This window comes from Moraxella bovis, assembly GCF_025985205.1.
GTDB lineage: Bacteria > Pseudomonadota > Gammaproteobacteria > Pseudomonadales > Moraxellaceae > Moraxella > Moraxella bovis.
The window spans coordinates 2,031,938-2,055,150 of the sequence record NZ_CP087840.1 but is presented as its reverse complement, the minus strand read 5'-3'; the positions used below and the strand labels follow the sequence as shown (position 1 = coordinate 2,055,150).

Below are 23,213 nucleotides of genomic sequence, written 5' to 3'. Positions count from 1 at the left end.
ACAAATAAAAATGCCATCCTAGGACGGCATTTTATCATCTTTAACATCACGCTTTTGATAGGCTTATTAGCCCAATTTGGCGATGATGTCGTTAAAGGTAGCACTTGGACGCATGGCTTTGTCAAGCAAATCACGGTTGGCAAAATAGTAGCCTTCGGTCTCAACGGCCTCGCCTTGTACGCCATTTAGCTCGCTCACGATGGTTTCTTCTTGCTCGTTCAATGCTTTGGCAATGGGAGCGAACTCATCGGCTAGGGCTTTGTCGTCTGTTTGTTCAGACAAGGCTTCTGCCCAATATTTGGCAAGGTAGAAGTGGCTTCCACGGTTGTCGATAGAGCCCAGTTTACGCTGTGGCGACTTATCGTTCATCAGCAGCTCTTCGGTGGCTTTGTCTAGGGCATCGGCTAGGATTTGGGCTTTTTGGTTGTTTGTTTTTTGAGCTAGGTGTTCAAGCGATACCGCCAATGCCAAGAACTCGCCCAAGCTGTCCCAACGCAGGTAGTTTTCTTTATTAAACTGCTGAACGTGTTTCGGTGCGCTGCCGCCCGCCCCAGTCTCAAACATACCGCCGCCATTCATGAGTGGCACGATAGAGAGCATTTTGGCAGATGTACCCAGCTCCATGATGGGGAATAGGTCGGTTAGGTAGTCACGCATGACGTTACCAGTTACGCTGATGGTGTCTTTGCCAGCCACTAGGCGTTCTAGGGTGAAGTTAGCAGCGGCGACAAGTGGTAGAATGTGAACTTCTAGACCGTCAGTGTCAAGCTCGGCAAGATAAGCATTGACTTTTTTGATGACCTCGGCACTGTGAGCACGTTTTTCGTTAAGCCAAAAGACCGCAGGCGTGTTAGACAGTCTGGCACGATTGACCGCCAAAGCAACCCAGTCCTTGACGGGGGCGTCTTTGGTTTGGCAAGCACGCCAAATGTCGCCTGCTTCAACGTCATGAGACAGTAGGACATTGCCGTCTTGGTCTTTGACTTCAACTTTACCGTCTGATTCAATCTCAAAAGTCTTATCATGTGAGCCGTATTCTTCGGCTTTTTGAGCCATCAGACCCACGTTTGGCACAGTACCCATCGTGGTTGGGTCAAAGGCACCATGTTCTTTACAGAACTCAACCACAGCTTCATATAGAGGGGCATAAGTGCTGTCAGGAATGATGATTTTGGTGTCTTGCAGTTCACCATTCTTGTTCCACATCTTGCCAGAGCTACGCACCATGGCAGGGATAGAAGCATCAATGATGATGTCACTTGGAACGTGCAGGTTGGTGATGCCTTTGTCAGAATCAACCATTGCCACATCAGGGTTGTTGGCGTAGGTCTCATCGATGAGTTTCTCAACATCGGCTTTGACCGCAGGGTCAAGGTTGTCAAGCTTGGCAAGCAAATCACCAAAACCGTTATTGACATTCACGCCAGCATTTTCTAGCTCTTTGCCGTATTTGTCAAAGACAGGTTTAAAGAATGACTTGACCGCATGACCAAAGATGATGGGGTCGGACACTTTCATCATCGTGGCTTTCATGTGCAGGCTGTATAGTACGCCTTTTTCTTTGGCGTCAGCGACTTGTTCGTCTAGGAACTTGACCAATGCTTTTTTGTTTAGCACGGTGGCGTCCAAAATTTCGCCAGCAAGTAGCGGTAGGGGTTTACGCAATTCTTTGCTGTTGCCGTCTTTGTCAGTAAAGACGATGTGAACGGTGGTGGCTTTGTCAAGAGTGATGGCTTTTTCGTTGTGGAAAAAGTCGTTATCGCTCATGGTGGAGACGTGCGTTTTGCTGTCGGCTGACCATTCACCCATTGAGTGCGGAAATTTTTTGGCGAAGTTTTTCACCGCTTTGGGGGCACGGCGGTCAGAGTTACCTTCACGAAGTACAGGGTTTACCGCTGAGCCTTTGACACGGTCATAACGGGCTTGGATGTCACGTTCTTTGTCGTCTTGGGGTTCGGCAGGATAGTCAGGCACCGCATAGCCGTCATCTTGTAGCTCTTTGATGGTTGCTAAAAGCTGTGGCATGGACGCTGAGATGTTAGGCAATTTGATGACGTTAGCGTCAGGCTTGGTGACGAGTTCGCCCAATTTGGCTAGGCTGTCTTCACGTTGTTGTTCAGGTTTTAGATATTCTGGGAATTGAGATAGGACACGGCTTGCCAAAGAGATGTCGCTGGTGGTGATGTCAATGCCTGAGCTTTTGGTAAAGGCTTGGATAATCGGCAGTAAAGAGTGCGTGGCAAGAGCAGGGGCTTCATCGGTATAGGTATAAACAATGGTCGGTTTTGACATAAAAACTCCGAGTTTGGTGATTGTAAATGCAAGTTCGCTTTGCAGGGGAATATGTTGTTTTGGGTATGACAGCCGTTCACAGATAACCCAAAATTAGTGCCTATTATGCCATATTTTTGCCAATTTTCCTAACTTTTTTTGTGAAATAAGTCAAGTATTATTTTTAAATAAAATACCAAACATAAGTCATTTTTGATGATTGTGGGCGTGCATTTGACTTTGTGGCTCATCCCCTCCCATCCCCAACCCTGCCCAACGGCACAGCTCATCAGTATCATCTAAGGCAAATTCAGGAAGCTGATAATAGCCCAATTCGACTTGTTTTTTAACGCCTGCTCGGCTTGTCCAATAGGTAAATTTTTCACACCCTTCATCAATAGACTTCTTTCCAAGCCCTGATTTTTATAGATTTTTAAAAACTTCAAACCCAGTGTTTATAAGGGTTTATTTTTAGTTTGCAAAGAAATTTAATAAAGACTTGGCGGTTGTCATCACCGGCTTTTAGATAAAGCGTGTCATCAGCGACAATGCCAAACATTTTGCCACGTTTAAAAAGGCAACCTACCTCAAACATTCGCTTGACGGTGATGGGGGCGGGGCTAATTGGTCTAAGATAAAAGCGGTAAATTCGCTGTATGCGGTCATGATGTGTGATAAATATGATAAAAACGTGTCTTACTCTAAACCAAAGCTGACCACTTTGCAATGCGTGAATGTATGGCGTTTTGGCAAATCATGCTTTTGTCAAAGCCCATTTTGTGTTATAATCATCGCTGTATCTTTTTCATTCCAATAAGGAAAGCTTATGTCTCTAACCAATCCCACCTTAGTGCTAAACTGTGGCTCATCATCCATCAAATACGCCCTTATCAGCGAAGATGGTAACACTCGCATTGAGGGCCTTGCCGAAGCGTTGGGCAATCCTGATGCCCGTATCAAGCACAAAAACCTAGACGGCTCAAAAGTAGAAATCAATATCCCAAATTCAGGGGCTCATACCGAAGCCTTGCAAATCATCCTAGGTGAGCTTATTGCCGAGCATAAGCCTGTGGCGGTGGGTCATCGTGTGGTACACGGTGGCGACAAATTCAAATCAGCAACTGTCATTACCCCAGAAGTGCTAGCAACCATCGAAGAGCTGGCAAGCCTTGCTCCACTTCACAATCCTGCGAATGCGTCTGGCATTAAGGCGATTAACGCCATTTATCCTGACCTGCCCCAAGTGGCGATTTTTGACACGGCATTCCACCAAACCATGCCTGCACACGCTTACCGCTACGCCATTCCAAAAGAGCTGTACACCGAACACCAAATCCGTCGTTATGGCTTTCATGGTACATCGCACAACTACGTCTCAAACCGTGCCAACACGCTAAGCGGTCAAGATGGCAAGACAGGTTGGCTTGTGGCTCACCTAGGCAACGGCTGTTCGGCAACAGCAGTATATGACGGTCAAAGTCTAGATACATCTATGGGTCTGACCCCGCTCGAAGGCCTGATGATGGGTACTCGCTCAGGCGACATTGACCCAAGCATTCACTTGCATTTGCACCGCACTTTGGGTCTGTCTATCCAAGAGATTGATACTTTGCTTAACAAAAAGAGCGGTCTGTTGGGCGTGTCGGGCGTGTCTAACGACATGCGTAACCTAGAACAAGCCGACAAAGAGGGTAATGCTGATGCCACGCTCGCCCTTGATATGTTTGCTTACCGTGTTGCCAAATACTTGCTTAGCTTGACCGCAGGTTTGCCAGTATTGACGGGCATTGCCTTTACAGGCGGTGTGGGCGAGAATGGTGCGGACATGCGTGCTAAGATTGTGAGCCACTTAAAGCATTTGGGCGTGCAAATTGACACCGCCAAAAATGCCGAGCTGTTCCGTGGGGCAGAGGGTAGCTTCCATGCTGAAGGTTCTGCTGTTGAGCTATGGGTTATCCCAACAGACGAAGAATTCCAAATCGCCAGCGAATCTCGTACGGTACTAGGATTGTAAGTAAAAAGAAAAGCTGGGCTAAGGTCTGGCTTTTCTTAAAATAACCATTGTTAAAAAGTGGTAAATTTAAAAATCTTACTAATAAATCGATAAAGGTAACTTATGAAAACATTATTACTCATCCCCACCACCAGCCAAATCAACATGCAAACGTTGGCTCAAAATGTTGCAAGCCTAGTCGGTGGCGAGATTGTCGCCATTCCAAGCCATGATGAGTTGGTCAGTGCCATTAGCGACAACAACCTTGATGACCTACTAGAAACCGTCATCGCCAAACAATCCGCCCCCGTGAGTGTGGTGGTGGGCGTACTTGCCGATGAAAGCCGTCCTTATGCCAACCGCGTGAACCGTGAGCTGGGGACAGGTTTTGATGCGGACGTGATTTTGGTGGGCGATAATGACGTGCGTCTGCCTGTGTTTGCGTCTGTGTTTGGCGGTATCAAAGGCGAGCGTATTTGGGGCGTGATTGGCACAGCCGAACTGTCTGGCAAAGTGCAAGTGGTGGCACGCACCGACAAAGATGGTCATCTGTCTGAGATTGACGGTGGGGCATTTGAAAGTTACAAAACGTCTGAGCGTACACAAAAGCTGTCGCCCTATGCGTTTCGTAACCAAGTGGTTCGCCTTGCCCAAAACGCCAAAAAACGTGTCGTTCTACCCGAAGGCGATGAGCCACGCACCATTGAAGCGGCGGCGATTTGCCAAAGTCGTGGCATTGCCCAATGCGTGCTGTTGGGCGACCCTGCCAAAATCCGTGCGGTGGCGGACGAGCGTGGCGTAACCTTGCCCGATGATATTGAAATCATCGAGCCGTCCACTATCATTGAAAAATATGTCGCCTCTATGGTAGAACGCCGTAAGGGTAAACTGGACGAAGCAGGAGCAAGAGAGGCTCTACAAGACACCGTGTATCTTGGTACGATGATGCTACAAGTGGGCGATGTGGACGGCTTAGTGTCAGGTGCGGTACACACGACAGCCGACACCATTCGCCCAGCGTTCCAGCTTATCAAAACCGCCCCAGAGTATAGCCTAGTATCTAGCGTGTTCTTTATGCTACTGCCCGAGCAAGTGGTCGTCTATGGCGACTGTGCGGTAAACCCCAACCCAACCGCCGAGCAACTTGCTGAGATTGCCATCCAGTCCGCCGAGTCTGCCAAAGCGTTTGGCATTGACCCCAAAGTTGCCTTGATTAGCTACTCTACCATGAATTCAGGTTCAGGCCCTGATGTGGATACGGTCAAAGGTGCGTTAGAGATTGTCCGTGAAAAAGCCCCCGAGCTAAAAGTGGACGGTCCCCTACAGTTTGACGCAGCGTCTGTGCCAAGCGTGGGCAAACAAAAAGCCCCAAATTCAGCCGTGGCAGGCGAAGCCAACGTGTTTATTTTCCCTGATTTGAACACAGGTAACACCACTTATAAAGCCGTACAACGTACCGCAGGCGTGATTAGTGTGGGTCCTATGCTACAAGGTCTAAACAAGCCTGTAAATGACCTCTCTCGTGGTTGTTTGGTGGATGACATTGTTTATACCATTGCCTTGACGGCGATTCAAGCGGTGTAAATTTGTCATATTTACAATAAATAGGGCGTGCCTGCCTTTGGTATTTGCAATGAAAAACAAGATTTAGCCATTTTTCATGCAAAAATTGATTTAAAATGTAAAATTTTTATCTTATTTTTACAAAAATGTTATCAATGGTAGGCACGCCCTAATAAGAGCGGGTTTTTCCGCTCTTTTATTTTATCAATGTAAAGTTTTGAAAAAGGGCATTGTATTTACCCAAAAAAGTATTATTAAAAAAGTGTTATGTTTAAATTGTTTTAATGCAAATTTTAATTTATACAAACTTTAAAAGGTAAAGATAGCCCATGACCCATCATATCAGCCCTGACCATGCTAGACTTACACGCACTAAACCCAAACTTATCCGCTTACACCGTTCAAAACGTCATCGCCTGATGGCAGGGGTGTTTGGCGGTATTGCTGAATACATGAGGTGGTCGCCTGCGGTGCTACGATGGCTGTTTGTGCTGTCTATTCCACTGACGGCAACGGTGACGTTGTTTGGTGGGATTTTGTTTTATCTTATCATGTGGCTCATCATGCCCGAAGCGAGCGATGAGTCTTATATTTATGAGTCATATTGATTTTGAATTTACCCCTTACCCAAAGACAACTTTGGGTATTTTTACGACAAAAAGCATACTTAGCCTTTAACATGAGATGTTATTTGTGGTAAAATACCCTGCTATTTTCTGTAACACTGGTGTAAATGGGCATGACAAAAAAGCGTGGGCTTGGCACGAAACGTGGCTTAGAAGCCTTAATGGGTAACATTAAACGAGAAAGAGATTTGACCGCAGAAGCCATCATGCCGACAGCGGAATCTGCCCCTGCCCCAAAGTCAGCCAGCCCCAAAAAAACTGGCACAAAAGCCAATGCCGACAAAAGCACCGCCCAAGTAGCCAGCAAATCTGCCAAGACTATCCAGTCTGAGCCCACCCAAGATAGTGAACAGGTCACGCTCATTCAAATCGACCCCGCCAGATTGCAATCAGGTAAATATCAGCCCAGACGAGACATTAAAGAAGAAGCCTTGCAGGAGCTTGCCGAATCGGTACGTCAGCATGGGGTCATGCAACCCATCGTTATCCGTCCTTTGTTAGATGGTGAGAGTAAGGCGGATGGCATTACTCATGAGATTATCGCAGGTGAGCGACGTTGGCGAGCCGCCAAACTGGCAGGGCTTACCACCATTCCTGCCATCGAGCGTGTGCTGTCTGATGAAGTGGCGATTGCCTTGGCACTCATTGAGAACATCCAGCGTGAAGACTTGACGGTGTTAGAGCAGGCGGCGGCGTTGGAGCGGTTTCATACCGAGTTTGGCATGAGTCATGCGATGATTGCCGATGTTGTAGGTAAGGCACGCACGACCGTATCCAACCTGCTACGCCTTAACGCCTTGCATGATGAAGTCAAGGCGTTTATGATGGATAACCTGCTTGACATGGGTCATGCTCGCACTTTGCTGTCTTTGTCCAAAGACCAACAGCCCATCATCGCCAAAAAAATCATTCATGCGGACATGACGGTGCGTGAAGCAGAAAAACTGGTCAAGTCTATCTTGCACCCCGAGCCAAAGGCAGTCTTAGTCAATAGTCGTGAAGTCATCGCCCTAAACCAGAAGCTCTCGGACGCATTGGGGGCGACGGTCAAGCTAAAACAAGGCAAAGATGGCAAGGGTAGTGTGGAGATATTTTTTCATAGCCATGATGAGCTAAGTGGGCTGATGGCACAGTTTGGCGTGGCAAAGTCTTGATGTTTTAATTAATAATTGTGTAACGGTGTAAATTATGTGGGAGCTTGTCAAAGCGGGCGGTTGGCTGATGTTGCCAATCATCGTGTGTTCTATTGTGGCACTGGTCATTATCATCGAGCGTGGCAAAGTGTTACGCATGGGTTTGCTTGCTCCGAGCGGACTTAGAGAACAGCTGATTAGCCAGTTACGCACCAAAGGTGATATCAATAAAAACACTTTGCTTACCATCAAAGGCGAGTCACCATTGGGCGATATTTTGGCAACGGGACTCTTGTATCGCCAGTATGGACTGGACAGTATGACCATGCACATGCAAAACCGTGCGAGTGTACAGATTCATACCTTAGAGAAGAACATTAACATGCTCGGTACGATTGGGGCGATTGCACCGCTTTTAGGTTTGTTAGGGACAGTACTGGGTATCATCATCTCATTTTTGGCAGTAACAGACGGCTCCATGCAAGACCCTGCCATGCTCGCAGGTGGTGTCTCTCAGGCTTTGATTACGACCGCAGGCGGTATGTTTGTCGCCATTCCTGCTCTGATGGCGTATCGTTATTTTCAAAGACGTATTGTGGATATTAATGCCAAATTTGAAAGCGAAGCGGGGCTACTCATCCAAGAGATGTATGATTATGGGCTGATGAAAGATGGTTCGCAAAAAGAGCCAATCCTAGCCAGCGAGCCTGTCGCCTAGCCCCAACACCAATAGCAGTCATAGCCGAGTATCGCCATGAGATTTCGTAAACCAACCGTTGAGCCTTTGGAAATCAATCTGACCCCCATGATTGATTGCTTGCTGTTTTTGATTGTATTTTTGCTGATGGCGACGACCTTTAATCATTTTAGTCGCATTAACATCGTCCTGCCCGAAGCCGAAGGCGTGGCAGTGACCAACGAAGGCAAACAGATAGAAGTGGCGGTACAAAAAGACGGTACTTATTTGGTTAATGGGCTTGCCTTAGGGTCTAGTACCGAAGCTGAGCTCATTAACATGCTCCAAAAAGAAGCGGGCAGTAACCGCAAACAACTGTTTGTCATCGCAGCCGATGCCGAAGCATCACACCAAGCGGTGGTGCGTGTCATGGATGTGGCAGGTAAAATGGGCTTTTTAAACCTAAACATCAGCACCGTCGTGCCAGCACCACAAAGCAGTAGTAAGTAATCGCACGATTTATGCGGTGCGATGTGGCATTTTGTGTTAAAATGCCACAAAACTTTTCTTTTAAAAATCATGTCAAAACCTACCTCCCAAACCAACTTTGACCCCAATGATAAATTGGCGGTCTTTTTGCGTCTGATGTCCTACCTAAAACCTTACTGGTGGGCGGCGATTTTTATGGCGATTGGCATGGTGCTAAGTGCAGGCTCTGAGGTTGCCAGTGCCAAGCTCTTTGAGTTTATTATTGATGCCATTAACAATAATGATGAAAAAGGCAAATTTTGGTTTCCGTTTTTGGTAATTGCTCTGTTTTTCTTTCGGGGGGTTGGGGCGTTTTTGGGGGGATATTATTCGGCGTATATTTCTCGTAATCTTGTCTATCATTTGCGTGTGGCGGTGTTTGAAAAGCTGTTACGTTTGCCGTCTGATTTTTATCTAAAAAACCCTGCCGGCACCATTTCATCCAAACTTATCTTTGATGTGGAGCAAGTTACCGCAGGCAGTAACGAGGCGATTACCACGCTACTAAAAGAAGGTTTGACGGTCATTGCGTTGTTTGGTTATCTGTTTTATAGCAACTGGCGACTTACGTTTGTTTTGATGATAGTCGTGCCACCGATTTTTTGGATTATCAAAAAGGTCTCCAAAAAATTTGCCACACTATCGACAGGCATCCAAGAGTCCATGAGTGCGGTAAGCCATATCACCAATGAAGCAGTGGCAGGCTATCAAGTCGTCAAAAACTACGGCGGACAGACATATGAAGCGAATAGGTTTAATGAGGCAAGCCTAGACAACCTACAAAAAGGCATGAAAATCACCGTGCTTGCCGCCATTAATTCGCCACTCATTCAGCTACTCATGGCGACAGGGATGTGTTTTGTGGTGTGGTTGTCGCTACGTCCTGAAGTGCTTGGGGGTATGACGGCAGGGCAGTTTGCATCTTTTCTTATCGCCGCAGGATTGCTTGCCCGTCCCGTCAAAGCCTTGACCGATGTCAATCAAAAGTTGCAACGAGGCTTGGCAGGGGGTGCGTCTGTGTTTAAACTGTTGGACACGCTCGAGGAGCGTGATACAGGCACGCTAACCCCTGTCATTCATGGTAATATCCGTTTTAATGATGTGAGCTTGACTTATGAGAGTGGCCTGCAAGCGATAAAGGGCTTTAACCTTGACATCAAGGCAGGCGAGACGGTGGCGGTGGTCGGGCGGTCAGGCTCAGGCAAGACCACGCTGGTGAACTTGCTTACTCGTTCACTCACGCCGACATCGGGACAGATATTGATAGATGGCACGCCCATTGATGACATTAAATTATCGTCTTTGCGTGAGCAGATTGCCATGGTCAATCAGCAAGTTACACTATTTTTGGATACGGTCGCTCATAACATCGCCTATGGGGCATTATCCGCCAAATCCCGTGATGACATCATACAAGCAAGCAAATCGGCCTATGCTCATGATTTTATTATGGATTTGCCAGATGGCTATGACAGTTTTATCGGGTCGGACGGCTTGCAACTGTCAGGCGGACAACGCCAACGACTCTCCATCGCACGGGCGTTATTAAAAGATGCACCGATTTTGATATTGGACGAAGCCACATCCGCCCTAGACAACGAAAGTGAATATTATATCCAAAAGGCATTAGAGTCCGTCATGCACGGTCGTACCACGCTTGTCATCGCTCATCGCTTATCCACCATCGCCAATGCCGACCGTATCATCGTCATGGATAAAGGGCAAATCGTGGAAATGGGCACGCATGACGAGCTGTTTGCCAAAGGCGGTATGTATCGCACCATGTACGAGCGTACCTTTGATGAGCAAAGCGAACAGGGCAAGGCATGAAAAACTTAGAACTTCTCATCACAAAGGCATGGCAGGACAACTCCCCCATGCTTGCCACGCTCGCCCCGTTGTCCGCTCTGTATGGCGTGGTGGGTCGTGTGCGTAAGTCCTTGTATGATAATGATAAACTTGCCAAATACCACGCCCCCATTCCTGTGATGGTGGTGGGCAATATCACGGTGGGCGGTAGTGGCAAAACACCGCTTATCATTGCCCTTGTCAAATATGTACAAGACAAAGGCGTAAACGTGGGCGTGATAAGTCGGGGCTATGGACGGGCGGACAGTCGCCCTGCGTTGGTTCGTGAAGGTAGTACCCCCAAAGAAGTCGGCGATGAGCCGTGCCTTATCGTCCAAAATACAAACGTGCCAATGGCGGTGGGGGCAAATCGTGGGCAAGTCATTGATTTATTGATGCAAAATTATCCAACTCTACAACTCATCATCAGTGATGACGGACTACAACACTACGCCCTACACCGAGATGTAGAATGGATAGTCGTGGACGGGGTGCGTGGCTTTGGTAATGAGAAACTCTTTCCGCAAGGCTTTTTGCGTGAGCCGATAGACCGCCTAAATGGGGCGACTGTGATTTATCATGATAGCCGAGCCGAGAAATATGATAATAATGCCCTTTTAATGCACTTAGCCCCAAACAATCCCATGCCACTTTTGGGAAATGACAAATCGGTAAATGATAAAACTTTACCACCCCAAAAGGTCTATGCGGTAAGCGGTATTGGCTATCCTGCTCGCTTTTTTAAAACGTTAAATGAGCTTGGTTTTGACGTGGTGGAGCGTGTTTTTGGCGATCATCATGATTTTACTCTTGATGATTTGGCGGATTTGACCGATTTGCCAATCATCACAACCAGTAAAGATGCGGTTAAATTGCGTGAACTTGCCAAATGCTCGCCCCATGCGATTTTTGACAATGTATGGGTTTTGCCTGTACAGGCGGTGTTGTCTGATGGGGTGTATGGGGAGATGGATAAGGTGCTTAGGGAGCTTAGGATTGGGGATTAAAAAGGCAGGATTTACCTGCCTTTTGTGATTGAAATTATTGAATGTGTTTGCCTGTTTTGTCGATGTAAAATGTTTCGTCATCTAATTTAACCTTAGCCTGATTATTTTTAAAACTGTGAGTGTCATCATATTGAGTGGAAATAACTATTGTGCCTGTTCTATCAATAAATCCATACTTACCGTTCTGTTCAATTACCGCTAAACCTTCACGAAAACTATAAGCACTGTCGTATTGAGCAGGCATTGCTAATTTGCCCATTTTATCAATAAATCCATATTTACCATTTTGTTCAATTGGTGCTAAACCTTCACTAAAAGTATAAACATCGTCATATTGAATGGGAATGACCACCTTGCCTGTTTTATCAATAAAACCCCATTTATTAGCCTGTTTGATTGGTGCTAAACCCTCGCTAAAACCGTAAATATCATCATATTGAGCAGGAATAATTATTGTGCCAGTTTTATCAATAAACCCATATTTACCGTTTTGCTTAACCCATGCCAAGCCCTCATTTAGGCAACTCACATCATCATAACCACTCACCTGTGGTCTTTCGCACGCCCATGCCGATAAGCCAAAAATAGCAACATAGATTAGGGTGGTGCTTAGGGAGAGTTTGGAAAGTTTGTTTTTAAATGATGTCATGACAGTTTTCATTGTAAGGAATTATCACTGATTATAGCGAAATTATCTGGTATGGTTAAGATTTTTTGTAGGGTAATTTGGGTGCCGTTGTGCTTTTCGTTTGGTTGATTTTGCTTTATAATGGGTCTTTTATCGCAACACAAAAAACTTTATGAAAACCCACATCATTATCCCTGCCCGTTACAAATCCACTCGCCTACCTGCCAAACCGTTGCTAGAAATTCACGGCAAGCCCATGATTCTCTGGACAGCTCAAAAAGCCCTGCAAGCGACTTTTGCCGACAGCGTATGTGTGGCAACGGACGATGAGCGGATTTTTGCGGTGTGTGAGTGTGCGGGCGTGCCTGTGGTGATGACGGGTGAGCATTCATCAGGCACGGACAGACTGGGCGAGGTGGCACAGATTTTGGGTTTGGCGGACAATGACATTGTTATCAATATGCAAGGCGATGAACCGCTTGTACCGCCTGTACTGCTAGAACAAGCCAAAAATCTTTTGGTGGAAAATTCTGACTGTGTCATGGCGACTTTGTGTGAAGTGATTGATAATTATGATGATTTTTATAAAAATTCGGTGGTAAAAGTCGTCCACGCTCGCCAGAATGCCTTGTATTTTAGCCGTAGCCCCATGCCTTACGACAGAGATGCTCATTTGACAGGCGAGCTTGGCGAGAGACCAAAAAACGCCTATCGTCATTTGGGGCTTTATGCGTATCGGGTCAAATTGTTAAAGGAATTTGGCACATGGGAGCAGGGCGTATTGGAACGTTTGGAGAGTTTAGAACAGCTTCGCATTTTGGAAAACGGGCAAAAAATCGCCATAGATGTCGCCAAAGTCGCCTTACCGCTTGGGGTGGATACCGAGGAAGACTTGGATAGGCTAAATGCCATGCCGATTGATGAGTTTTTGAAATTCTGATATGAACGAACAAGAACAGTTGTCCTATTTTGCCCCGTTACTGCTTTGGCAAACCCACGCTTGGGAGCAGGTGGTCGGTCAGTTTTATGACGGTAAATTACCGCATGGGCTGTTGGCGTGTGGCATGGCAGGCATTGGCAAGCGTGAATTTGTGTGGCGGTTTGTGGCGTGGCTACTTTGTGATGACAAGGGCGAGCAGGGTGCGTGTGGGTCTTGCCAAAGCTGTGCGTGGCTTAGGGCGGGGACGCACCCTGATGTTATGGTACTACCGTCCGAGAGCCTGCCTACGTCTGATGAGAGTGAGCGGTCGTCCATTAAGATTGATGACGTGCGAGCCTTGCAAGAGTATAGCCACGTCAAGGGGCATGGCGTTCGGCTCATCGTGCTAGATGATGCCGACACGCTCACGATTGGGGCGAGCAATGCCCTGCTAAAAACCTTAGAAGAGCCACGGGCAGGCGTGCATTTGATACTGATAAGCGACAACCCTGCCAAGCTCATGCCCACGATAAAAAGCCGTGTGCAAGCCCTACCGCTTGGGGCTGTTGCTCATGATGTGGCGTTGGCTTATGTGGGTGGGGTGCTGGGCGATGAGAGTCTTGCCAGACTTGCCCTGACACTGACCGACGGGGCGGTATTAAAGGCGGTAGAGTTGCCAAAGGCAGTGTGGTTTGGTAAGCGTGTATTGTGGCTAAAAACATGGCTTACGCTAAGGCATGGCGAGCGGTCGGCAGTGAGTGCGAGCGACTACTGGCAGGGCGTGATGAGTTTTGCTGATTTTGCTGTTTTGACACGGCTCATGCTTATGGACGTGGTGCGAGTGGGGCTTGGGCTTGATAGCATTCATACCGACATGGATGTGGCAGGGCTGATAAATGGGGCGGACAATCTAAGCCTTGACAAGGTAGAAAATTTCCTAGCAAGCCTTGATGACATGGCGGTGGCGGTGGGACAAAACGTACAAGAAAAAATGGCGTATGATGAGCTATTTTGTCGCTTGGTGGATTTGTAACGCTTGGTTTGCGATTGTAGGGGAAAATTATATTTTCCTTCTACATATCAATCACTTGCATAAATTTGAGAATGGGGTAGGAATATATTTGTCTTGCTTTTTAAAACCCCCATTTAATGATAAAATAAATTTCCTTTTAAATAAATACAACGCCATGCCAAAACTTCTACCCCTACTCTGCACCGCCTTAGTCCTATCCGCTTGCCTGAGTACGCACGCCCCACAGGGTAATCCACAAGGCAATTTGTGGCAATCGCCCACGCCCACATTTGCCCCAAATGCCCCAAAATCCGAACGTATCGCCCAAATCGCCCTGCGTGAACACAAGGCATGGGGCGAGCCGTTTATTACCACAAACGGACAAATCGCCAAATACAGCCATTACGAATCCGAAAACGCACGCCTGACAGACGGCTCACGAGCGTGGGAGCGTGTGGTGGCGTATTGGCGTGATAGTGGAGCGTTGGCACGGCTTGATAGAGCGTTGCCTTATGAGCGTTGCGACAAGGCGGACAGGGGCGAGAATGCCAGCACCAACATTTGCCGAGCCTTTGTAAGTGATGTGGCATGGTCGGCAGGCTTTGTGTCGTATGTGATGAGACAGGCGGACGTGGATTTTTATGTGTCGCCACGCCATTTTGATTATATCGCTACATCTTGGCAAGGCGTGGGCGATTATCGCACGAAAGACCCCAAAACGCACCCCCTAAAACAGGGCGATATGCTGTGCTATGTGCGAAGTTATGGGCGTGAGCTGATTGGTAGTTATCAGGATTTGGATAAGTATTTGGCAGAGAGTGGACGTGGCTTGCCTGCTCATTGTGATATTATCGTAAAAACTGATAAGGAAAATCGTGAGATTTGGCTCATCGGCGGTAATGTACTGCATACCGTCATGTTACGCAAAATTCCTATGGACGATGACGGCAAGGCGATATTGCCCGCCCCAAGCGAGATAGAATGTAGTCCCAATCATGAAACGGCGTGTAACTTTAATCGACAAAATTGGGTGGTGGCGTTGGTGTTGCAGGAGTGAATCAAATAACCATTTTAAAATTTGGACGTGTAGGGGCGAATCACATTCGCCTAACTGTATCATTTTTAAATTTCTTTGGGTGTATTATCCGCATTATCTTTAATCGTTTTACTTAATGCTAATAAAGTAGTTAATTCATCATTGGCTTTTCTGTCATTTTGTAATAATGCCATAAGGTTTTTGCCATCAGCCTTATCTGTTTGCCATATCAATTTTTGGGGTGCAGATTTATTATTTGCCATCGTTTAAATTAAGCATAAGCAAAGTTGGATTGGATTTTTAAAGCGTGTATAATTTTATGCACGGTCGCCCATGTTGGCTGTGTTTGCCCTTTCACGGTTTTATATAGGCTTTCACGATTTAGTCCTGTTAATTTAGCAACTTCTGCAACGCCTTTTTTCTCTATCAAATGCGATAAGGCGGTAACAAATAATTGTGGGTCATCGTCATTAAAGCAATCACTTAAATAATCCAAAATCTCATCATCACTTTCAAAATAATCAAATGCGTTAAATTTACTGGTTTTCATTGCTATTCTCCCAAGTTTTGCAATTTCTTTGGCTTTGATAATATCAGCTTGTTGGGTAGATTTATCTCCGCCTGATAATACCAAAATAAAAGTTTCACCCTTTTGTATGGCGTACACTCTAATGCCAACATTGACATGAATGCGAAGTTCAAAAACACCTTGCCAACATTATCAATATCGCCAAAATGCCCCATTTCAAGTCGCAACAAACGGCTAATGACTGCCTTTTTGGCGATTGGGTTTTTTAGTGATTTTAACCATTCATCAAACTGTTCTGTCTTTTCAATCGTAAACATAAAATTACTCTTTTTGAGTATTGTAGCCTGTAAGCTACAAAATTACAAGCTAATATTTCAATTTTTTCAAAACCCCAAAAAACATTTGCCCAAACCCCTAATTTTCATGTATCATTAACCTATTTTTAGCACACAAAAAAAGGGCAGACATGAGCAAGCAAACCCCCAAAGCCAACCTAGACACCAACCAAATCACCGATTTGCGTGGTAAGATTGACAGTATTGATGAGCAAATTCAACGACTTATCAACGAGCGAGCCAGCATCGCCCAGCAGGTCGCCATTGCCAAAAAGAACCACGAGAATCACCCCATTTTTTATCGCCCCGAACGTGAAGCCCAAGTGCTAAAAGCAGTCATGGCAAGAAACACAGGCCCGCTATCGGGTGAGAAAATGGCACGCCTGTTTCGGGAGATTATGTCGGTGTGCCTAGAACTTGAAGCTCCACAAAAGGTCGCCTTTTTGGGGCCTGTTGGTACGTTTACCCATGCCGCCGCCCTAAAACATTTTGGTAAGGCAGCGACCACCGTGCCACTTGCCACGATTACCGATGTCTTTCGTGAAGTGGAGGCAGGCTCTGCCATGTATGGCGTGGTGCCTGTGGAGAACTCGTCCGAAGGCGTGGTCAATCATACGTTGGACGCATTTTTGGGGTCAAGCCTAAAAATCATCGGCGAGGTGGAACTGCCCATTCATCACAACTTTTTGGTGGCAGAACACACCAAAGTGGACAGCCTAAGTCGCATTTATAGCCACCAGCAGTCGCTTGCCCAGTGCCGTCACTGGCTTGACGCCAATTTCCCCAATGTCGAGCGAGTGGCGGTGTCATCTAATGGCGAAGCTGCTAAACGCCTACAAAACGAATGGCACTCAGCAGCGATTGCGGGTGATGTGGCGGTGGCTGAATACGGCTTGCATAAACTTTTTGAGAACATTGAGGACAATCCCAACAATACCACTCGTTTTCTTATCATCGGACACGAAACCGTTGCCCCAAGCGGTCAAGACAAAACGTCCATCGTGGTGTCCAGCCCAGACCGTGCAGGAGCGTTGATTGAGCTACTAGAACCTCTAAAAAAACATGGCGTATCCATGACGAGCATTGAGACCCGCCCTGAGCGTCCGAACAAATGGGCATATGTGTTTTTTATCGACATGACGGGGCATATCGCTGACGACAACGTCAAAAACGCCATTGAGGACATCGCTAAAATCGCCAAAGATGTGCGGGTATTGGGGTCATATCCAAAGGCGGTGATTTGATTTATAAATTTAAATTTTGGAGTAAAAAAATGATAACTGCAACCGTATCAACTAATGAATATGGGCAAATTACTTTCCCTGCTTGGTTTTTTGAAAAAATTGGGGTAAAACAAGGCTCACCATTAACCATCAATTTTGATGAAAATGGTAGAAGTGTTGAATTTTTACCACCCAATACTTCCAATGAAGAACAAACCGAAACCAAATCAGAATTTAAATCAGGTTTTGGAATGGTAAAAACGCATTTGTCTGCAAAAGATTTGGATGTTGATGTGGCACAATTTGCACGGGATATTTTATGATTGGCTTGGATACCAATATTTTGGCTCGTTATTATGTGGAAACAACAGATAATGACATTAAAACTAAAAAGCAAAGAGAGCTTTCTAAATATATTATAGAAAACTCTCCAAATCTGTTTGTTTCCAATACAGTCATTATTGAGTTTGAATGGATATTGCGTGCCGTTTGTAAATATGATTTGCAAACCATTATAATGATTTATAATCATTTATTGACCTTACCCAATATCCAATTTGAAAATAAAGTAATGATACAAAAAGCCATTATTTTTGCTAAATCTGGCATAGAATTTACAGACGCATTTCATCTAGCAAGTTATCAAAATTGTAACTTGGTTTATTCTTTTGATGATAAAGGCTTTGCCAAAAAAGTGGCTAAAAATCAATTTTTGCCAAGTGTAATTATTCCAAGTGAACACTATGTTTAACAATATTCTTATCATCGGCTTAGGCTTAATCGGCGGTAGTATTTTACAGGGGATTATTGATAATCGCCTTGTTAATCACTTATATGCGGTGGATTTTGATAAATCGATTATTGATAATGCCATTAGTGAGAAATTAATTCAAGGTGGCGATGATGATTTACTCGCTTTGGCAAAGACGGGTGTATTAAAAGATTGTGAATGTATCATCATTGCTGTACCTGCTTTTGCGGTGAAAAATATATTATCGCAAATCAAAACCGCCATTGATGATAAATTATTGCCAAATGATATTATCATCAGCGATACCGCCAGCACCAAAGGCAATATTTTAAAAGATGCTTTTGATATTTTTGGCGAATTACCGCCCAATTTGGTTTTGGCTCACCCCATTGCAGGGGCGGAAAAGTCGGGCTTTATGGCAAGAAATGGCGAGTTATTTAAAGCTCATAAACTCATTATTTGTCCGCACGATTTTAATGACAAACAAGCGGTGGATAAAATCGCCACCCTTTGGCAATCGCTTGGGGCGAGTGTGGATTTTATGCCGTGTGATAAACACGATGAAGTGCTGGCATTAACCAGCCATTTACCGCATTTATTGTCCTATGCTTTGACTTATCAGCTTGCCAAAGATGAAGAGAGTTTAAATATTTTTCGTTATGCAGGCGGTGGTTTTCGGGATTTTAGTCGTATTTCGGCAAGCAGTCCGATTATGTGGCACGACATTTTTTTGGCAAATAAACAGGCGGTGTTAAAGGGTTTGGAAAATTATCAAGCGATTTTAGATGAGTTAAAAAATGACATTTTAAATGATAATTCCGATGACTTATTAAAAACTTTTGAAATCGCCAAAAACGCACGAGAACATTTTGGGCGGTTATTGGTGGAGAAAGAGAAATTAAAGAATTTGTAAAGTTGTGCGTAAGGTGTGTGTGTGTGTATTACGCACCATTCATTTAATCTCTATCATTCACAACAGAATAAGCAAATATGCATAATTTTTCAAAATCTTGTTTTGCATTGGGCAAAGTCATAATATCTGACGGAATGATATTGGCATTGATTGGCGAACGAATATTTCTTTCCAATGACAATTCAATTACTTTAAACATTGCCAAATCATATATGTCGTGTGGCGTCAGAAAAGTTTTTGGGGGAAAACTAAACTTTGGGGCAAAAAATTGATGTGGATTTGTCGCTAATTCTTGCATTAAATCGGCGATTGCTCTTTGGTAATTCAGCTGTCTTTGATAACCAGAGAAATAAGCATAAATAAAATAAATTGCAATAATGGCAATTATCCAAAATAATATTTTCATAATTTTTGACCTTATATAAATTTAATATATTAACTATTGGGTGGCAAGGGGTTGCCTGTTGCTTGTCTATATTTAACCGCAAAATTCCAAGTGTTAAGTATGTTATCTTTGATGTTATAAACTCTTCCTTTGACAAGAGATGCGGTTTCGTTGTGTTCGTTGTTATACATAAATCCTGCAATTACTTTTTCCCTAGAAGCCTGTTCTAGGAAATTCTGATACATTTGCAGAAAAATAGGTACATAGTTTTGTTCAAAACCACGATTGCTACGAAATTCATAATGTTGCTCACAAAATTCCAAAAATTTGATGTAAAAATCGCCATTATGGGTTTCTTTCTTTTTGCCTCTTAGCTGTGCCAATATCTCTACATAAAAATCATTTCTTTCTTTTAAGAGATTTTTTACAATAGAAATATTATTTTCGTTGTAATTTAATCCATAAACCTTTAAAATTAACTCAATCCATCTATTTTCAATACCTTGTGCGATATTTTGTCCTTTTTCTTTTTCAACATCCATTCTTTTGTATTCAGCTTGTATTTCGCCCCTTATACTTTCTCTATACACATTTCTACTATTTTCATCTGGCATAGTATCTATTGTATATTTTATCCAGTTAATTCTGCTACGGTCATATAGCATAATACAATGCTTGAAAATAATAAGCTGAAAATAAGCAATTTCTATCTCAAAAGCATAGCTCCAAGCGTTTTTATCGTGATTAGACGAGAAAAAGCCGTTGTTCTCTATAATGTTTTTGGTTTGTTCATAATTTTGTGCCAAGTATTCTAAGCCTAATGCAATTTCTCTTGTGTAATTCTTAGGTTGGGTTGCTTGATTTAATCTTGTTTGTGGGGTTGGATTTTTTTGGTCATTTTGAGCAAAATTGATAATTAGAGCAATAATGCCAAAAAGACAACACAGAAGTAGAAACATTCCCATAAGATATACCTAAAATAAAATCACAAAGCCCAATTAGATTTTAGCAATAATTCATCATCGTCATTTTGTTTTTGATGAATATTATTGATAACTTTTCTTAAATAAAAATAAGGAAAACCAAAAATAACGGCAAAAATTATTTTGATAAAAATAAAGGCAAAAACACTCGTTTCGTCATTTGGTGAAATATTTTCAACTTGACTTAATGTTAGCAATGTACCAAAAGCACCAAGAACTTGCAAAGCAAAGACAAGCCCACAAAATCCACGCACCAAGCGTAAAAAACCAAGCATAATTGCTCCCAAAAAATTTTGAATTTCAACCATTATATGTTACAATAATTTATTTTATTTTTAAACCAACCTGCACTTGTCATTTGACAACTGCGAGTGGTCTTTTGTTAAAAAATATGGGTATTTTTATGATAAATGTTGAAACCATTCGTGAGTTAAGAGAGCAAAACGACTGGACGCAAGAGCAAATGGCGGAAAAATTAGGTATTACCAGAAATGGCTATGCCAAAATAGAAAGGGGTGAGAGTATGCCAAACTTGGAACGATTAAATGATATTGCCAATTTATTTGGTGTTGAAATTAATGAATTATTGGATAATAAAAAATTTGTTTGTCAAATTAGTGAAAATCATAGCAATAATTATTATAATGGCGACCAATATTTGATTGCTGAAATTGAAAAATTAAAATTATCTCTTTCTCACAAAGATGAATTAATTTCCCAAAAAGATAAAGAAATTGAATTATTAAGAAAACTTTTGGATAAAGTTTAATATTTTAGCAGTGCGTACTTTTTATTTAAAAGCAAGCACCTTACCCCCAACAAATTAACAAGCCTTTTTTTAGGAAAACCCTATGAAATACAAACTCACCCCAAGCACGACATTTACAGGCACGCATAAAGTCGCCCCTGACAAATCCATTTCGCACCGCTCCATTATGTTTGGTTCGCTTGCGAATGGCGTAACTCGTGTTACCAATTTTTTAGAAGGCGAAGACGCCCTTTCTACCTTGCAAGCCTTTCGTGATATGGGTGTGCAAATCGAGCGAGACGGCGACAAAGTGACGATTTATGGCGTGGGAATGAATGGGCTACAAGCTCCGCAAAGAGAGCTTGATATGGGCAATTCTGGCACGAGTATGCGACTGCTCTCTGGGATTTTGTCGGCTCAGAGCTTTGACAGCACGATGATTGGCGACCCAAGCCTATCCAAACGCCCAATGGAGCGAGTCGCCAAACCCTTACGCCAAATGGGGGCGGTTGTGGCGACCACAGGCGAGCGTGGCACACCGCCAATGACGATTACAGGCGGTCAAACGCTGTCCGCCATCCATTATGAAATGCCAATGGCGTCCGCCCAAGTCAAGTCGTGCCTGCTGTTGGCGGGGCTGTGGGCGAATGGCGAAACGGTAGTGATTGAGCCTGAAATTACCCGAGACCACACCGAGCGAATGCTCACCGCCTTTGGTTATGATGTCAAAGTTACCCCACTAGAACACGGCAACGAAATCCGCCTAACAGGGGGCGGTACGCTGACTGCCTGCGACATTGAAGTGCCTGCGGACATTTCAAGTTCGGCGTTTTTTATGGTGGCAGGGGCGATTGCAGGCTGTGGCGATGTGGTACTGCCAAAAGTGGGGATTAACCCCACTCGTACAGGGGTAATTGATATTTTACGCCTAATGGGGGCAGATATTACCCTTGAAAATCAAACACTTGTCGGTGGCGAGCCTGTGGCGGACATTTGCGTCAAATCAAGCAAATTGCACGGTATTGAAATTCCGCTCAACCTTGTGCCATTGGCGATTGATGAATTTCCTGTGATTTTTATCGCAAGTGCCTGTGCGACTGGCAAGACTGTGTTGCGTGGGGCGGAAGAGCTTCGTGTCAAAGAATCCGACCGCATTCAAGTAATGGCGGACGGTCTAAAAACGCTTGGCATTGACTGCACGGTGCTTGATGATGGCATTGAAATTATCGGGCGTGGCGAGAGCGAATTTGTGTTTGGCGGTGGGACGATTGAATCTCATCACGACCATAGAATTGCGATGAGCTTTGCGGTGGCGAGCCTACGAGCAAAAGATGAAATCGTGATAAATGGCACGGAGACGGTAGCAACCAGTTTTCCGAATTTTGCTAAATTGGTAAAAGAAGCAGGACTTGGCTTGGAAGTGTTGGAATAGGAAAACTTATGTTAAGTATTGATTTGGGTTCTACCAGTCAAGAATTTATTGATTGGCAAGCGGTCAAAAACGCCTTATTAAAAGGCGAAAAAATCTCCGTTAAACAATCAGGGCAAGAAATTGGGCAATTTTTGCCCAGTTTTGCCCAGTCAAAACCAATGCCAAAAAAACGCAAATTGGGTTTTATGCTTGGCGAAGGGGTAATCCCTGATGACATTCATTGGGGCGATGATGAAGTGATGGCAATGTTTGAAGAAAGTTTTGATGAGAAATTTGACTGATCAAATATTTGCTTGATACGCACATTGTCATTTGGCTCGCCAGAGAACCCAACAAATTATCAAAAACCGTTGCTGACATATTGGAAAATCCAGGAAATACCATATATTTTAGTACGGTTAATTTGTGGGAAATTGCCTTAAAAACCAATTTGAAAAAAGACGGTTTTAAATTTGATACTGTAAAATTATATCAAAGGTTGCTTGAAAATGGGTTTTTGGAATTGGGTATTGACCACAAATACACCAAAATTTTGGAGAATTTACCAATCATTCATAAAGACCCTTTCGATAGAATGCTAATTGCTCAATCAATGATTGATGATTTGTGCTTGATTACCAATGATGACAAAATCGTTCAATATCAAGGCGTAAGATTTTTAACAAATGATTGAT

At 44.2% G+C, this 23,213-nt stretch carries 28 protein-coding genes and 1 pseudogene; 19 read left to right on the top strand and 10 right to left on the bottom strand.

The window, feature by feature from the left end; translation table 11 throughout:
- Positions 1-66: 66 nt before the first annotated feature.
- The 3 genes from LP107_RS10420 to LP107_RS14615 form a co-directional block, all read right to left on the bottom strand.
- Complete coding sequence (locus tag LP107_RS10420; protein WP_078273355.1) at positions 67-2,292, bottom strand: NADP-dependent isocitrate dehydrogenase; 2,226 nt, start codon at positions 2,290-2,292, stop codon at positions 67-69.
- Positions 2,293-2,478: 186 nt separating this feature from the next.
- Positions 2,479-2,604, bottom strand: a complete 126-nt coding sequence (locus tag LP107_RS10415) for a TfoX/Sxy family protein (RefSeq protein WP_162860357.1) — start codon at positions 2,602-2,604, stop codon at positions 2,479-2,481.
- Positions 2,605-2,713: 109 nt separating this feature from the next.
- Complete coding sequence (locus LP107_RS14615) at positions 2,714-2,998, bottom strand: TfoX/Sxy family protein (protein ID WP_143821642.1); 285 nt, start codon at positions 2,996-2,998, stop codon at positions 2,714-2,716.
- Positions 2,999-3,097: 99 nt separating this feature from the next.
- Here LP107_RS14615 and LP107_RS10410 point away from each other — a divergent pair, with 99 nt between their 5' ends.
- The 8 genes from LP107_RS10410 to lpxK all read left to right on the top strand — a co-directional run bounded on the left by LP107_RS10410 (position 3,098) and on the right by lpxK (position 11,645).
- Positions 3,098-4,285: an acetate/propionate family kinase gene (locus LP107_RS10410; RefSeq protein ID WP_078273352.1), complete on the top strand. Its 1,188-nt coding sequence runs from the start codon at positions 3,098-3,100 to the stop codon at positions 4,283-4,285.
- Positions 4,286-4,387: 102 nt separating this feature from the next.
- Positions 4,388-5,848, top strand: a complete 1,461-nt coding sequence (gene pta, locus LP107_RS10405; protein WP_078273351.1) for a phosphate acetyltransferase — start codon at positions 4,388-4,390, stop codon at positions 5,846-5,848.
- Between the two features lie 308 nt (positions 5,849-6,156).
- Positions 6,157-6,435: a PspC domain-containing protein gene (locus LP107_RS10400; RefSeq protein WP_078273350.1), complete on the top strand. Its 279-nt coding sequence runs from the start codon at positions 6,157-6,159 to the stop codon at positions 6,433-6,435.
- Between the two features lie 131 nt (positions 6,436-6,566).
- Positions 6,567-7,607, top strand: coding sequence for a ParB/RepB/Spo0J family partition protein (locus LP107_RS10395; protein ID WP_112742792.1), 1,041 nt, complete (start codon positions 6,567-6,569; stop codon positions 7,605-7,607).
- 34 nt (positions 7,608-7,641) lie between these two features.
- Positions 7,642-8,304 carry a MotA/TolQ/ExbB proton channel family protein gene (locus tag LP107_RS10390; protein WP_078273349.1) on the top strand — a complete coding sequence of 221 codons (663 nt, stop codon included), beginning with the start codon at positions 7,642-7,644 and terminating at the stop codon, positions 8,302-8,304.
- Between the two features lie 36 nt (positions 8,305-8,340).
- Complete coding sequence (locus LP107_RS10385; RefSeq protein WP_078273348.1) at positions 8,341-8,772, top strand: ExbD/TolR family protein; 432 nt, start codon at positions 8,341-8,343, stop codon at positions 8,770-8,772.
- Between the two features lie 69 nt (positions 8,773-8,841).
- A complete protein-coding gene (gene msbA, locus LP107_RS10380; protein WP_112742793.1) occupies positions 8,842-10,620 on the top strand; it encodes a lipid A export permease/ATP-binding protein MsbA in 1,779 nt (592 codons plus the stop codon).
- Positions 10,617-11,645: a tetraacyldisaccharide 4'-kinase gene (gene lpxK, locus LP107_RS10375; protein WP_078273346.1), complete on the top strand. Its 1,029-nt coding sequence runs from the start codon at positions 10,617-10,619 to the stop codon at positions 11,643-11,645. Before msbA ends, lpxK begins: the two co-directional genes overlap by 4 nt.
- 34 nt (positions 11,646-11,679) lie before the next feature.
- On the opposite strand, the gene LP107_RS10370 is transcribed toward lpxK, so the two are convergent.
- Entirely contained in the window at positions 11,680-12,192 is a 513-nt protein-coding gene (locus tag LP107_RS10370) for a WG repeat-containing protein (protein ID WP_158079597.1), read from the bottom strand.
- Between the two features lie 253 nt (positions 12,193-12,445).
- Between LP107_RS10370 and kdsB the strand changes: the two genes are divergently transcribed.
- From kdsB to LP107_RS10355, 3 genes are all read left to right on the top strand, one after another.
- A complete protein-coding gene (kdsB, locus tag LP107_RS10365) occupies positions 12,446-13,213 on the top strand; it encodes a 3-deoxy-manno-octulosonate cytidylyltransferase (protein WP_078273344.1) in 768 nt (255 codons plus the stop codon).
- A 1-nt stretch (position 13,214) separates the two neighbouring features.
- Positions 13,215-14,225, top strand: coding sequence for a DNA polymerase III subunit (locus LP107_RS10360; protein ID WP_078273343.1), 1,011 nt, complete (start codon positions 13,215-13,217; stop codon positions 14,223-14,225).
- Between the two features lie 154 nt (positions 14,226-14,379).
- Positions 14,380-15,261 carry a DUF2272 domain-containing protein gene (locus LP107_RS10355; protein WP_158079596.1) on the top strand — a complete coding sequence of 294 codons (882 nt, stop codon included), beginning with the start codon at positions 14,380-14,382 and terminating at the stop codon, positions 15,259-15,261.
- A gap of 65 nt (positions 15,262-15,326) precedes the next feature.
- Here the strand turns inward: LP107_RS10355 and LP107_RS10350 are convergent, their stop codons facing one another.
- From LP107_RS10350 to LP107_RS10340, 3 genes are read right to left on the bottom strand one after another with little or no spacing between them, the layout of a single operon-like run.
- Positions 15,327-15,503, bottom strand: coding sequence for a hypothetical protein (locus tag LP107_RS10350; RefSeq protein WP_158079595.1), 177 nt, complete (start codon positions 15,501-15,503; stop codon positions 15,327-15,329).
- Positions 15,504-15,511: 8 nt separating this feature from the next.
- Positions 15,512-15,790, bottom strand: a complete 279-nt coding sequence (locus tag LP107_RS10345) for an addiction module antidote protein (RefSeq protein ID WP_065255417.1) — start codon at positions 15,788-15,790, stop codon at positions 15,512-15,514.
- Positions 15,791-15,792: 2 nt separating this feature from the next.
- A complete protein-coding gene (locus LP107_RS10340) occupies positions 15,793-16,086 on the bottom strand; it encodes a type II toxin-antitoxin system RelE/ParE family toxin (protein ID WP_228157783.1) in 294 nt (97 codons plus the stop codon).
- Between the two features lie 149 nt (positions 16,087-16,235).
- Between LP107_RS10340 and pheA the strand changes: the two genes are divergently transcribed.
- From pheA to LP107_RS10320, 4 genes are read left to right on the top strand one after another with little or no spacing between them, the layout of a single operon-like run.
- On the top strand, positions 16,236-17,348 hold the full coding sequence (gene pheA / locus LP107_RS10335; RefSeq protein ID WP_115369443.1) for a prephenate dehydratase: 1,113 nt from the start codon (positions 16,236-16,238) through the stop codon (positions 17,346-17,348).
- Entirely contained in the window at positions 17,345-17,650 is a 306-nt protein-coding gene (locus LP107_RS10330; RefSeq protein ID WP_112741927.1) for an AbrB/MazE/SpoVT family DNA-binding domain-containing protein, read from the top strand. The genes pheA and LP107_RS10330 overlap by 4 nt, the downstream gene beginning before the upstream one ends.
- Positions 17,647-18,078, top strand: a complete 432-nt coding sequence (locus LP107_RS10325) for a type II toxin-antitoxin system VapC family toxin (protein WP_112741928.1) — start codon at positions 17,647-17,649, stop codon at positions 18,076-18,078. Before LP107_RS10330 ends, LP107_RS10325 begins: the two co-directional genes overlap by 4 nt.
- Positions 18,071-18,991 (top strand): prephenate dehydrogenase/arogenate dehydrogenase family protein, encoded by a 921-nt coding sequence (locus tag LP107_RS10320; RefSeq protein WP_264676139.1) that lies wholly within the window; start codon positions 18,071-18,073, stop codon positions 18,989-18,991. The genes LP107_RS10325 and LP107_RS10320 overlap by 8 nt, the downstream gene beginning before the upstream one ends.
- 43 nt (positions 18,992-19,034) lie before the next feature.
- On the opposite strand, the gene LP107_RS10315 is transcribed toward LP107_RS10320, so the two are convergent.
- From LP107_RS10315 to LP107_RS10305, 3 genes are read right to left on the bottom strand one after another with little or no spacing between them, the layout of a single operon-like run.
- A complete protein-coding gene (locus tag LP107_RS10315) occupies positions 19,035-19,397 on the bottom strand; it encodes a hypothetical protein (protein ID WP_264676140.1) in 363 nt (120 codons plus the stop codon).
- Between the two features lie 29 nt (positions 19,398-19,426).
- Positions 19,427-20,341, bottom strand: a complete 915-nt coding sequence (locus tag LP107_RS10310) for a hypothetical protein (protein WP_264676141.1) — start codon at positions 20,339-20,341, stop codon at positions 19,427-19,429.
- 20 nt (positions 20,342-20,361) lie between these two features.
- The gene (locus LP107_RS10305; protein ID WP_264676142.1) at positions 20,362-20,667 is read right to left on the bottom strand and encodes a hypothetical protein; all 306 of its coding nucleotides are present in this window, start codon (positions 20,665-20,667) and stop codon (positions 20,362-20,364) included.
- Between the two features lie 95 nt (positions 20,668-20,762).
- On the opposite strand from LP107_RS10305, the gene LP107_RS10300 reads away from it, so the two are divergent.
- From LP107_RS10300 to LP107_RS14500, 4 genes and pseudogenes are all read left to right on the top strand, one after another.
- The gene (locus tag LP107_RS10300; RefSeq protein ID WP_264676143.1) at positions 20,763-21,128 is read left to right on the top strand and encodes a helix-turn-helix domain-containing protein; all 366 of its coding nucleotides are present in this window, start codon (positions 20,763-20,765) and stop codon (positions 21,126-21,128) included.
- A 109-nt stretch (positions 21,129-21,237) separates the two neighbouring features.
- A pseudogene (aroA, locus tag LP107_RS10295) lies at positions 21,238-22,539 on the top strand (3-phosphoshikimate 1-carboxyvinyltransferase); the annotation flags it as partial.
- A gap of 8 nt (positions 22,540-22,547) precedes the next feature.
- Positions 22,548-22,820 carry a hypothetical protein gene (locus LP107_RS10290; RefSeq protein WP_078273335.1) on the top strand — a complete coding sequence of 91 codons (273 nt, stop codon included), beginning with the start codon at positions 22,548-22,550 and terminating at the stop codon, positions 22,818-22,820.
- A gap of 8 nt (positions 22,821-22,828) precedes the next feature.
- Positions 22,829-23,212, top strand: coding sequence for a type II toxin-antitoxin system VapC family toxin (locus LP107_RS14500; protein ID WP_162860360.1), 384 nt, complete (start codon positions 22,829-22,831; stop codon positions 23,210-23,212).
- Position 23,213: the final 1 nt, after the last annotated feature.

Excerpts from the sequence above, each read along its gene's own strand:
- LP107_RS10420 (WP_078273355.1), bottom strand. The coding sequence starts at position 2,292 with ATGTCAAAACCGACCATTGTTTATACCTATACCGATGAAGCCCCTGCT.
- LP107_RS10410 (WP_078273352.1), top strand. The coding sequence starts at position 3,098 with ATGTCTCTAACCAATCCCACCTTAGTGCTAAACTGTGGCTCATCATCC.
- pta (WP_078273351.1), top strand. The coding sequence starts at position 4,388 with ATGAAAACATTATTACTCATCCCCACCACCAGCCAAATCAACATGCAA.
- LP107_RS10400 (WP_078273350.1), top strand. The coding sequence starts at position 6,157 with ATGACCCATCATATCAGCCCTGACCATGCTAGACTTACACGCACTAAA.
- LP107_RS10395 (WP_112742792.1), top strand. The coding sequence starts at position 6,567 with ATGACAAAAAAGCGTGGGCTTGGCACGAAACGTGGCTTAGAAGCCTTA.
- LP107_RS10390 (WP_078273349.1), top strand. The coding sequence starts at position 7,642 with ATGTGGGAGCTTGTCAAAGCGGGCGGTTGGCTGATGTTGCCAATCATC.
- LP107_RS10385 (WP_078273348.1), top strand. The coding sequence starts at position 8,341 with ATGAGATTTCGTAAACCAACCGTTGAGCCTTTGGAAATCAATCTGACC.
- msbA (WP_112742793.1), top strand. The coding sequence starts at position 8,842 with ATGTCAAAACCTACCTCCCAAACCAACTTTGACCCCAATGATAAATTG.
- lpxK (WP_078273346.1), top strand. The coding sequence starts at position 10,617 with ATGAAAAACTTAGAACTTCTCATCACAAAGGCATGGCAGGACAACTCC.
- kdsB (WP_078273344.1), top strand. The coding sequence starts at position 12,446 with ATGAAAACCCACATCATTATCCCTGCCCGTTACAAATCCACTCGCCTA.
- LP107_RS10360 (WP_078273343.1), top strand. The coding sequence starts at position 13,215 with ATGAACGAACAAGAACAGTTGTCCTATTTTGCCCCGTTACTGCTTTGG.
- LP107_RS10355 (WP_158079596.1), top strand. The coding sequence starts at position 14,380 with ATGCCAAAACTTCTACCCCTACTCTGCACCGCCTTAGTCCTATCCGCT.
- LP107_RS10350 (WP_158079595.1), bottom strand. The coding sequence starts at position 15,503 with ATGGCAAATAATAAATCTGCACCCCAAAAATTGATATGGCAAACAGAT.
- LP107_RS10345 (WP_065255417.1), bottom strand. The coding sequence starts at position 15,790 with ATGAAAACCAGTAAATTTAACGCATTTGATTATTTTGAAAGTGATGAT.
- LP107_RS10340 (WP_228157783.1), bottom strand. The coding sequence starts at position 16,086 with ATGTTTACGATTGAAAAGACAGAACAGTTTGATGAATGGTTAAAATCA.
- pheA (WP_115369443.1), top strand. The coding sequence starts at position 16,236 with ATGAGCAAGCAAACCCCCAAAGCCAACCTAGACACCAACCAAATCACC.
- LP107_RS10325 (WP_112741928.1), top strand. The coding sequence starts at position 17,647 with ATGATTGGCTTGGATACCAATATTTTGGCTCGTTATTATGTGGAAACA.
- LP107_RS10320 (WP_264676139.1), top strand. The coding sequence starts at position 18,071 with ATGTTTAACAATATTCTTATCATCGGCTTAGGCTTAATCGGCGGTAGT.
- LP107_RS10315 (WP_264676140.1), bottom strand. The coding sequence starts at position 19,397 with ATGAAAATATTATTTTGGATAATTGCCATTATTGCAATTTATTTTATT.
- LP107_RS10310 (WP_264676141.1), bottom strand. The coding sequence starts at position 20,341 with ATGGGAATGTTTCTACTTCTGTGTTGTCTTTTTGGCATTATTGCTCTA.
- LP107_RS10305 (WP_264676142.1), bottom strand. The coding sequence starts at position 20,667 with ATGGTTGAAATTCAAAATTTTTTGGGAGCAATTATGCTTGGTTTTTTA.
- LP107_RS10300 (WP_264676143.1), top strand. The coding sequence starts at position 20,763 with ATGATAAATGTTGAAACCATTCGTGAGTTAAGAGAGCAAAACGACTGG.
- LP107_RS10290 (WP_078273335.1), top strand. The coding sequence starts at position 22,548 with ATGTTAAGTATTGATTTGGGTTCTACCAGTCAAGAATTTATTGATTGG.